This window comes from Vibrio sp. R11-SG3-ISO3-SZ, from assembly GCF_059834345.1.
Window position 1 is genome coordinate 18,980 of record NZ_JCBDGX010000117.1, and the last position, 10,724, is coordinate 29,703.

The window sequence follows — 10,724 nt, forward strand, 5'->3', positions numbered from 1 at the left end:
TCGGTACGTGAACGATTGCCTTTGGTTGGGCGCTTGCGGCGAGGGTTGGTTAATGTATAATCGCCGGCCGTGATAATGGCAGGGTGCCATTATTGAGCATAGACATTGTTGGTCTGAGCCACTTCATGATGAAGAGGTTCAATTTGGGTTCCCTCACCCCCAAACCAAACTAAAAAGGTATCGCATGAATCACTTTACTCCTGCGCAGCAGCGCAAAGCCCTTTTTCTGTTAGTTCTGTTCCATTTGGTTATCATTGCATCGAGCAATTATCTCGTGCAGCTGCCCTTTACGGTTATGGGTTTTCATACCACTTGGGGCGCGTTCACCTTTCCTTTTATTTTTCTCGCCACGGATCTCACCGTCCGTGTCTTTGGCGCGGCATTGGCACGTAGAATCATCTTCTTGGTGATGCTGCCGGCCTTAGCGGTTTCTTATGCGTTGTCTGTCCTCTTTTTCGAGGGGCAGTTTCAAGGTGTCGCTCAGCTTGGCGAGTTCAATCTGTTTGTTGCGCGTATCGCGGTCGCCAGCTTCATGGCCTACTTGCTTGGACAAATCCTCGATGTGCACGTGTTCAATCGTCTGCGCCAGTTGAAGCAGTGGTGGGTGGCGCCGACCTGCTCGACCTTGTTTGGCAACGCACTTGATACCATCGCCTTTTTTGCGATTGCGTTTTACCAAAGCCCAGATCCGTTTATGGCTGAGCATTGGGCGGAAATCGCGCTGGTGGACTACGGCTTTAAACTGGTTATCAGTCTTGGCTTGTTCGTGCCTATGTATGGGGTGCTGCTGAACTACTTGGTTAAGAAGCTGACCGCCGTGAACCCAGACTTTAAAGTGGTGGGTTCAAACTAGCTTTTTTACATGGTATCGATGGCTCTGATGAGAGACGTCGAGCTGCGGATAAAAGAAAACCCGAGGCGATAACGTCTCGGGTTTTTTGATCTCTGCGCTGCTTTCAACTCTGTGCTGCGCGGCGACGTGATTTAGATGGCCGCCACTGCGCGGGTCGTGATCACCAAGGGCCAGCCAATATCACTCTGGCGGTTCGCTTCAATTTCAAGCTCCGCACTGGTGAGTGGGTTTTGCTCTAACCAGAGTGGGTCCAAGGTCAGCGTCAGCTTATCACCGTCGGTGGTTAACAACACATCTGGCGCAAGTTGTGGATTGCGACGATGGGTTAACAGCACGGCCAGTCTGAGTAGACGCAACACACGCTTGGCACTGGTGCCGGAGAGAGCGTGCTGCTCAGGCAGTGAGGAGAGCTGTTCACGATAGCGACGAGTGAGCTCACCCAACAGGTGCTTCTGCGCACGGGTAAAGCCTGGCAAATCGAGATGCTGAAGGAGATACGCTCCGTGCTCGCCGCCTTTTTTAAAGTCGATCGTCAGGCCAATTTCATGCAGCTTAGCGGCGGTATCGAGTAGTACCACCCCTTGGTCTTCCGCAATCCAGCCTTGCTCGCATTGAGTGAGTAAGGTATTGGCTTGCTGCGCAACTTGTTCACCGTAGGCGACATCCAATTGGTATCGCGTTTGGACACTGGTAATGGTGCGCGCACGTATGTCGTCTTGCTTAAGTTCATCGACCATTTCGTACACTAAGCCTTCGCGCAGTGCGCCGCCGGCCAGTGTCATTGCCTCGATCTCTAACAACTCGAAAATCGCAATGAGAATCGACAAGCCGCTCGGAAATACCAGCGCCCGTTCGAAAGTGAGCCCTTCGATATCCAGCTCTTCGAGGTGGTCAGCGCGCATGGCTTGCTTTTGTAAGCGCTTGAGTTTCGGGTGGGTGATCACCTCATCCATCCCTTGCGCTAACATGATCTCTTGCAAAGCTTGCACCGTGCCGGACGCGCCGACACACACATCCCAACCCAGCGCGCGGTATTGCTCCAAGATGGGGTGCAGCGTCTGCTTGGCCGCCGAAATGGCGTTGTCAAAGTTACTGGCTGTCAACTGTCTGTCTTTAAAGTGCTTCTCAAGCCAGGTCACGCAGCCCATTTTTAGACTGGTGAGCGCTTTGGCTTCAAACCCTTCACCGATAATCAGTTCAGTGCTGGCGCCACCAATATCGACCACCAAACGACGTCCGCTACCACCGGAGGTGTGCGCAACGCCTTTATAAATAGTGGCCGCTTCTTCCTCACCACTGATGACCTCGATCGCGTGACCTAAGATTTCATTGGCTTTGGCAAGAAATTGCTCGGCGTTGGTCGCCGTTCTTAAGGTCGCGGTGCCGACGATGCGGATATTATCCGGTTCAATGTCTTGCAATCGCTCTGCAAACAAGCGCAAGCAGTCCCATCCGCGCTGCATGGCGTCTAGGCTCAGAGCATTGTTTTCGTCTAGGCCAGCGGCAAGGCGCACTTTGCGCTTGATTTTAGCCATGGTTTGAACGCTGCCATCGATATGACGCACAACGAGCATGTGAAAACTGTTCGACCCGAGGTCGATGGCAGCGTAGAGCGGAGAGGAGACGGCTTGACTCATAGACGACTTAAGAATCCTTTTGCTGACGTGAACGAGAGCGGTTGTTGTTACGGCGGTTGTTGTTACGCGAGCCACCGGTGTTTGTACGACGTTGCTGAGGTTTGTTGCTGCGCATGCGAATCGGTGCAGGCAGGTCTTGAATCAAAGCGCTTGCGTCGTAATCCGATTGTGGGATCGTGTGCTCAATGTACTCTTCAATAGCAGGCAAATTGATCGCGTAATCTTCACAAGCGAAGCTAATAGAGTGACCGCTTGCGCCCGCACGACCAGTACGACCGATACGGTGGACATAATCTTCACAATCATCAGGCAAATCGTAGTTAAAGACGTGCGTGACTTGCGGAATGTGCAAACCGCGCGCCGCGACATCGGTAGCAACCAGAATATCGACGTCACCTTTGGTGAATTGCTCAAGAATCTTCTCGCGCTTCTTCTGCGGAACATCACCAGTAAGTAGGCCGACACGATGACCGTCAGCGGCCAGATGTCCCCATACGGATTCACATTTGTGCTTGGTGTTGGCAAACACGATAGCACGGTCTGGCCACTCTTCTTCAATCAGAGTTTGCAGCAGCGCCATTTTGTGCTCGTTAGAAGGGTAGAACAGTTCTTCTTTTATACGGTGACCGGTTTTTTGTTCCGGCTCGACCACGACATGCTCTGGGTTGTGCATGTGTTCAAAAGCGAGTTCTTGCACGCGGTATGACAGCGTGGCAGAAAACAGCATGTTCAAACGCTCTTTTGGCTCTGGCATGCGGCGGAATAGGAAACGAATGTCTTTAATAAAGCCAAGATCGAACATGCGATCTGCTTCATCCAATACCACTGCTTGGATATTGTTAAGGTTGAACACCCGCTGCTTATAGAAGTCGATGATACGACCTGTGGTGCCGATCAGTACGTCCACACCTTGCTCAAGTTTCGCAAGTTGTTTGTCGTAACTTTCGCCGCCGTAGGCAAGGGCGGTTTTGATCCCTGTGCTTTCGACCAATGGCGCCGCATCATTATAGATCTGGATCGCCAGCTCACGAGTCGGCGCCATAATGATGGCACGCGGCTGTGTCGGTTTGCGGCCGTCATGCTCAGGCGTGGTCAACAAATGGTTAAAAGTAGCAGTCAAGAAAGCCAGGGTTTTGCCTGTCCCTGTTTGAGCTTGTCCTGCGATGTCTTGGCCGGTGAGCAGTACCGGCAACGCCAAGGCTTGGATAGGGGTACAAAACTCGAACCCTTTTTTCTCCAATCCTTCAGTAACTTGGGGGTGTAAACCCAAATCGGCGAACTTTTGCTCTGTGATATGCGTCTTTTTCATTGCTATAGAATATCAGCTTAAGCTTGCAATACGAAAGTAAATACATTCCAATAGGGCATCTAAATACTGGTTATCATCCAACCAGTTCAGAAAAAACACATTGGAGTGGAAGATGAGTGATAAAATTTTGCAGCTAACTGATGATGGTTTTGATGCTGATGTAATCAATGCTGCAGGCCCGGTTCTTGTGGATTTTTGGGCAGAATGGTGCGGACCATGTAAAATGATCGCGCCGATTCTGGACGAAATCGCAGACGAGTACGAAGGCAAACTCACTATCGGTAAACTGAACATCGACCAGAACGCAGGCACACCGCCTAAGTTTGGTATCCGTGGTATTCCAACGTTACTTCTGTTCAAAGATGGTAACGTCGCAGCGACCAAAGTTGGTGCGCTGTCTAAGACTCAACTGAAAGAGTTTTTGGACGCCAACCTATAAGTCCACCGAGCTAAGACCGTGCATTTTAACCGATGCACGGTTTTGTTTTTGAAGGCCAACAAAATCTAGACTAGTCTAGTATTTAGTGCTAATTTATCGCACGTTAATTAAACAAGTTCTCTTCTTTGGTCGATCCTCTGACCAAATTCATCTAACTAAATAACAGATCCTTATTTTGACTAAACAAGTATCCACCACCATGAATCTAACTGAACTGAAGAACAGACCTGTGTCTGATCTTGTCAAACTTGGCGAAAGCTTGGGCCTTGAAAACCTAGCTCGCCTAAGAAAACAAGACATCATCTTCGCTATCTTGAAAGCGCATGCTAAAAGTGGTGAAGATATTTTCGGCGACGGGGTTCTGGAAATACTGCAAGACGGTTTCGGTTTCCTGCGCAGCGCAGACAGCTCTTACCTCGCAGGTCCGGACGACATCTACGTGTCACCGAGTCAGATTCGTCGTTTCAACTTACGCACGGGTGACTCAATTGCAGGTAAAATTCGTCCGCCAAAAGATGGGGAACGATACTTTGCATTGTTGAAAGTCAATACGGTTAATGATGATAAGCCAGACAACGCGCGTAACAAGATTCTATTTGAAAACTTGACGCCACTGCACGCCAATGAGCGTATGGTGATGGAGCGTGGTAACGGTTCGACGGAAGATATTACGGCACGTGTTTTGGATCTCGCGTCACCGATTGGTAAAGGTCAACGTGGTCTGATTGTTGCTCCGCCAAAAGCGGGTAAAACCATGCTGCTGCAAAACATCGCTCAGAGCATCACTTACAACCACCCTGAGTGTGTGCTGATGGTCCTTCTTATCGACGAACGTCCAGAGGAAGTGACAGAGATGCAACGCCTAGTCAAAGGTGAAGTGGTCGCATCGACGTTTGATGAGCCAGCGTCTCGTCACGTACAAGTAGCAGAAATGGTGATCGAGAAAGCGAAACGTCTGGTTGAACACAAGAAGGACGTGGTGATCCTACTTGATTCGATTACGCGTCTCGCGCGCGCCTACAACACCGTTGTGCCTTCATCGGGTAAGGTTCTAACGGGTGGTGTCGATGCAAACGCACTACACCGTCCTAAGCGCTTCTTTGGTGCGGCACGTAACGTCGAAGAAGGTGGCAGCTTAACGATTCTAGCGACAGCACTGGTCGATACCGGTTCTAAGATGGATGAAGTCATCTACGAAGAATTTAAAGGTACAGGTAACATGGAAATTCACCTGAACCGTAAGATTGCCGAGAAGCGTGTCTTCCCTGCGATCGATTTCAACCGCTCTGGTACTCGTCGTGAAGAGCTACTGACGAAAAACGAAGAGCTGCAAAAAATGTGGATCCTACGCAAAATCGTACACCCAATGGGTGAAACCGATGCGATGGAATTCCTCATTGATAAGTTGGCCATGACCAAGACCAATGATGAATTTTTCGATGCCATGCGCAGACAGTAATAAGCAAGTTTGAATAAATGAACGCCACCCAACCCGGGTGGCGTTTTTATTTGCATTCTCCGCTATTCCTATCCACAATAAGTGAAATGTTACAAGGAGGTTAACATGCAACAAGGAATGTTGTCGTCACTTCTCCTCTCGGCATCTCTACTGGTGGCTCACCCCGTCTCGGCAACACCCATGGAGCCGGAAAGAGCGCAAGCGTTGCTCGCCGATGAGCACATTGAACTGAAAGTGGCTGAGCTGCTGCAATACGCCATCGAAGACAATATCGACACACTCAAATTTGCGTTAGATCGTTTGTCACTCCCACAGCAGGAAGTGGCGCGTTATCTATTATTGAAAAAGTTTGAAGATCAAGAGTTAGCGCTCACGTCGAAAATGGCTTTGTTTGTTGAGCAGCAAAAACGTCGCGTACCTACCTATCAAGTTTTGGAGGTCGGTGATGGTTATGAGTTTTCAACTCCCGCGTTTAATTATCCGGCGATTGCGAGTCGTCTGCTGAAGCAGTGGAAGCAGGGGCAATCGGCATTGGAATTTGTGCTAGCGGCAGAGCGTCAGGAACTGAATCTGAAACAGTGGTTATCGGGCAGCGACTATCAGGTGCAGATGAGAGAGTCCTTGTTCATCCGCGAGCTAGATACCTTGTCTCAGCAAGCGGTCTTAGCATTGGCGGCGCAGCTGACAGATCAAACGGTCACCAGTTGGCTTCCTTCATCGGCAGTCATGGTGCGCTTGGCGCAAGTCAGTGAAGACCCAGGTGTTTACAAACTGATCTGGCTAACCAAAGCGGACTTTAATAGCCAGCAAGAACTGGCGAGGCTCGCTGATGTGGGCGACGAGTTTGCTCTGCAGCAAATCATGCGTGCATCTACGAATCCTGCCTTGAAAGCATCGGCGATTGAGGCGTTAACGCGCATTAAACCGATGTCACCAGAGGTGAAGGAATTTCTTATCGCCAAAATGGCCATTCGTGAAGAGGCGTCAATGGTGGCAAGCGCGCTCGCCAATCAAGGTTATCGAAGCTGGCTTGAAGAGTTAGCCAAGACCAACCAAACCGTACGCAGTCATGCCATTTTGAGTGTGTTAACCCAATAAGACCCTGCACAAAAAGTGGGATCGGACGCGCGAGGTTTTTGATATACTGATGCGATATTAATCAGCCAGCAAAAGCCCATGAGTTTTAAGGATTTAAGAGACTTTATCGACTTCCTCGAGCAAAAGGGGAAGCTTAAGCGCATTACTCACCCGGTTGACCCCGCTTATGAAATGACAGAGATCAGTGACCGAACACTGCGTGCGGGTGGTCCTGCTCTGTTGTTTGAAAACCCCATCGGTTACTCCATGCCTGTCCTTACCAACCTATTTGGTACGCCAGAACGTGTCGCGATTGGCATGGGGCGTCAGGAAGTCAAAGAGTTGCGGGAAGTGGGTAAACTGCTTGCCTACCTGAAAGAACCCGAGCCCCCTAAAGGGTTTAAAGACGCGCTCGAAAAATTGCCTGTCTTTCGGCAAGTCCTGAACATGCCAGCGAAACGCTTGCGCCGCGCACCGTGTCAGGAGATCGTTTGGCAAGGTGAACAGGTCGATCTCGATAAAGTCCCCGTGATGAGTTGTTGGCAAGAAGACGTGGCGCCGCTGCTCACCTGGGGATTGACGGTTACGCGTGGCACCAAGCAAAAACGACAAAACCTCGGGATTTATCGTCAGCAAAAAATCGCTAGAAACAAGGTGATCATGCGCTGGCTCGCCCATCGTGGTGGCGCACTTGACCTACGTGATTGGATGGAGACGCATCCAGGTAAACCGTTCCCCGTCTCTGTCGCTTTTGGTGCGGACCCTGCCACCATACTTGGCGCCGTTACGCCGGTACCAGATACCTTGTCTGAGTATGCCTTTGCCGGTCTATTGCGGGGCAGCAAAACCGAAGTAGTGAAATCGGTGAGTAACGATCTCGATGTTCCTGCGAGTGCAGAGATCGTATTGGAAGGGTACATCGACCCAAATGAGTTTGCCGATGAAGGTCCATACGGTGATCACACCGGGTATTACAACGAAAAAGAGCAGCATCATGTGTTCACCGTGACGCACATTACAATGCGTCAAAATCCCATTTATCACAGTACCTACACTGGCCGCCCGCCCGATGAGCCCGCTGTGCTTGGGGTGGCGTTGAATGAAGTGTTTGTGCCGATTTTGCAAAAGCAGTTCCCGGAGATTGAAGATTTTTACCTACCGCCGGAGGGGTGTTCGTATCGCATGGCTGTGGTGACGATGAAGAAGCAGTACCCGGGCCACGCGAAGCGCGTCATGATGGGTGTGTGGTCTTTCTTGCGCCAGTTCATGTATACCAAGTTTGTCATCGTGTGCGATGAATCTGTCGATGCCCGCGATTGGGGCAGTGTCGTCGCGGCGATGAGCCAGCATGTCGATCCGCTTCGTGATAGTTTATTCATTGAAGATACCCCGATCGATTCCCTTGATTTTGCATCGCCAGTCGCGGGTCTAGGTTCCAAGATGGGTCTCGATGCGACAGTGAAGTGGGATGCAGAACGTGTGGGTCGAGCCGAGTTGCCCGCCAGCGCTAGGCTATCACAGGACGCCATCCGTCAATTTATTGCTCAGAATGACAACGTCCGAACGATACATATTCCAGAAAGCGCCCACGGTGATGGCGTGGCCATTGTGACGATGAATAAGCAGCAGGCTGGAGAATCAGCGTCACTCGGACACCACACCCATCAGTGGTTAGCGCAGCACACGCGACCTAAGTTCATTATTCTTTGTGATGACGATGTCGATGCTCAAGACTGGAACGACGTTATCTGGGCGGTGACAACACGGATGGATCCATCGCGCGACAGCCTACGTATTGCAGCGACAGATAATCAATCGTCATGCTTAGTGCTTGATGCCACCAATAAAATCGAAGGGCTTGAAGTGATGCGCGAGTGGGGCACGCCTATCAAGAAAGATCCGGACTTAGTGGCAAAAATCGATGCTATTTGGCCCGAGTTAGGTATCCTATGACGTATCAAGTCATCTTGCACCCAGGGGCAATCGCGTTTGACGTGCAAGAGGGAGAAACGGTGCTGGAAGGGGCGCTCAACAATCAATTACCTTTCCCACACCGTTGTCAGGTCGGTGCATGCGCAGCCTGTTTGTGCCGGATAATAAAAGGAACAGTGAAGTATCAATTAGAACCTATGCTGACAGAGAAAGAGCAGCAAGAAGGGTGGATATTCGCTTGTCAGGCTCTCGCAACGAGTCATTTAGAACTTACTCTAGAGGAGTGAGTTAGAGGAATACCATGACAATCCAATGTAAAGTAAAGTCTATTCAGCCGTTAGCTGCGAATACATTTCAAATTTTGCTTCATCCACAACAGCCGGTTGCGTTCAAAGCTGGCCAATACCTTACTGTCGTGATGGGTGAGAAAGATAATCGCCCTTTTTCTATTGCCAGTAGCCCGTGCCGCCATGAAGGGGAACTTGAACTTCATATCGGCGCAGCGGAACATAACGCTTACGCCCTTGAAGTAGTGGAAATGATGCAACACGCGCTGCAAACCCAAAGCGACATCACCATAGATGCACCACACGGCGATGCTTGGCTACAACAAAATAGCGAGCGACCACTATTATTGATTGCTGGAGGAACTGGCTTCAGTTATGTGCGCTCCATTCTCGATCATTGCTTATCTCAATCTCTAGAGAATGACATCTATCTTTATTGGGGAGCGCGAGATCAAAGTCAGTTGTATGCTCAACAAGAGTTGGCAGCCATTGCAGAGCAACATCGCCATGTACACTTTATTCCAGTGGTGGAAGCGCCAGAAGTCGAATGGCATGGAAAGGTAGGTAACGTCCTTCAAGCGGTGGAAGATGATTTCGACTCACTCGCCGAGTTTGATATCTATATCGCAGGGCGCTTTGAAATGGCCGGCGCCGCGCGTGAGCGCTTCACACAACACAGAGATGCGAAGAGTGATCGTATGTTTGCGGATGCGTATGCTTTTATCTAATCGATAAATTTCCCTACCAAAGGGTGGTTAAAAAGAGAGCAAAATGCTCTCTTTTTTGCCCTTTCGGCCACAATTTCAGCGAACAGCCTGTTTTTTTAAATTATTTTCAAATAGGGCTTGCGCTATCGAATCAACTCCCTATAATGCGCATCCACTGACACGGCAGTCGCCACAAGGCTTCAGCAGTGTTAAGAGAGGTAAAAGCTTCTTGAGAAAATAAATTTGAAAAGTGTTTGACTCTTCAAATTAACTCGCTAGAATGCACCTCCGCTTTGAGGGAAAGCTCAAAAGCACAGCTCTTTAACAATATAAACCTATCAATCTGTGTGGGCACTCGTTGATGATAATCCAAATAGTTTCTTCGGAAGAGCGGCAATTTAGGTTTCAATGATACGAAGTGACCATTGAGTCTTCGGACTCAGCACAGTCAATTCAAACATTACTTTTGCTATTTATTAGCGAAGGGAATGTTCAGTATTCATTGAGCCGAACAAAATCTTAAATTGAAGAGTTTGATCATGGCTCAGATTGAACGCTGGCGGCAGGCCTAACACATGCAAGTCGAGCGGAAACGAGTTAACTGAACCTTCGGGGAACGTTAACGGCGTCGAGCGGCGGACGGGTGAGTAATGCCTGGGAAATTGCCCTGATGTGGGGGATAACCATTGGAAACGATGGCTAATACCGCATAATAGCTTTCGAGCTCAAAGAGGGGGACCTTCGGGCCTCTCGCGTCAGGATATGCCCAGGTGGGATTAGCTAGTTGGTGAGGTAAGGGCTCACCAAGGCGACGATCCCTAGCTGGTCTGAGAGGATGATCAGCCACACTGGAACTGAGACACGGTCCAGACTCCTACGGGAGGCAGCAGTGGGGAATATTGCACAATGGGCGCAAGCCTGATGCAGCCATGCCGCGTGTATGAAGAAGGCCTTCGGGTTGTAAAGTACTTTCAGCAGTGAGGAAGGTGGGTGTGTTAATAGCGCACTCATTTGACGTTAGCTG

Annotated in this window: 9 protein-coding genes and 1 rRNA gene; 8 read left to right on the forward strand and 2 right to left on the reverse strand. The window is 50.0% G+C overall.

The features are described from left to right. Positions 1-184: 184 nt before the first annotated feature. Positions 185-853 (forward strand): 7-cyano-7-deazaguanine/7-aminomethyl-7-deazaguanine transporter, encoded by a 669-nt coding sequence (locus tag AC6R1O_RS14605; RefSeq protein ID WP_500632329.1) that lies wholly within the window; start codon positions 185-187, stop codon positions 851-853. Between the two features lie 131 nt (positions 854-984). On the opposite strand, the gene gppA is transcribed toward AC6R1O_RS14605, so the two are convergent. Further along, positions 985-2,490, reverse strand: coding sequence for a guanosine-5'-triphosphate,3'-diphosphate diphosphatase (gene gppA / locus AC6R1O_RS14610; protein ID WP_500632330.1), 1,506 nt, complete (start codon positions 2,488-2,490; stop codon positions 985-987). A 7-nt stretch (positions 2,491-2,497) separates the two neighbouring features. Next, on the reverse strand, positions 2,498-3,799 hold the full coding sequence (gene rhlB, locus AC6R1O_RS14615) for an ATP-dependent RNA helicase RhlB (protein ID WP_334555473.1): 1,302 nt from the start codon (positions 3,797-3,799) through the stop codon (positions 2,498-2,500). 112 nt (positions 3,800-3,911) lie between these two features. Between rhlB and trxA the strand changes: the two genes are divergently transcribed. From trxA to AC6R1O_RS14650, 7 genes are all read left to right on the forward strand, one after another. Next, positions 3,912-4,238 (forward strand): thioredoxin TrxA, encoded by a 327-nt coding sequence (gene trxA, locus AC6R1O_RS14620; protein WP_053440774.1) that lies wholly within the window; start codon positions 3,912-3,914, stop codon positions 4,236-4,238. A gap of 199 nt (positions 4,239-4,437) precedes the next feature. After that, positions 4,438-5,697 (forward strand): transcription termination factor Rho, encoded by a 1,260-nt coding sequence (gene rho / locus AC6R1O_RS14625; protein WP_334555481.1) that lies wholly within the window; start codon positions 4,438-4,440, stop codon positions 5,695-5,697. 105 nt (positions 5,698-5,802) lie between these two features. Continuing rightward, complete coding sequence (locus AC6R1O_RS14630) at positions 5,803-6,795, forward strand: hypothetical protein (protein WP_500630711.1); 993 nt, start codon at positions 5,803-5,805, stop codon at positions 6,793-6,795. 78 nt (positions 6,796-6,873) lie between these two features. Then, entirely contained in the window at positions 6,874-8,727 is a 1,854-nt protein-coding gene (gene ubiD, locus AC6R1O_RS14635; RefSeq protein WP_500657280.1) for a 4-hydroxy-3-polyprenylbenzoate decarboxylase, read from the forward strand. Further along, positions 8,724-8,993 carry a 2Fe-2S iron-sulfur cluster-binding protein gene (locus AC6R1O_RS14640; protein WP_334555476.1) on the forward strand — a complete coding sequence of 90 codons (270 nt, stop codon included), beginning with the start codon at positions 8,724-8,726 and terminating at the stop codon, positions 8,991-8,993. The genes ubiD and AC6R1O_RS14640 overlap by 4 nt, the downstream gene beginning before the upstream one ends. A gap of 14 nt (positions 8,994-9,007) precedes the next feature. After that, positions 9,008-9,721, forward strand: coding sequence for an NAD(P)H-flavin reductase (fre, locus tag AC6R1O_RS14645; protein ID WP_500630709.1), 714 nt, complete (start codon positions 9,008-9,010; stop codon positions 9,719-9,721). A gap of 500 nt (positions 9,722-10,221) precedes the next feature. Beyond that, positions 10,222-10,724, forward strand: a 16S ribosomal RNA gene (locus tag AC6R1O_RS14650); the annotation flags it as partial.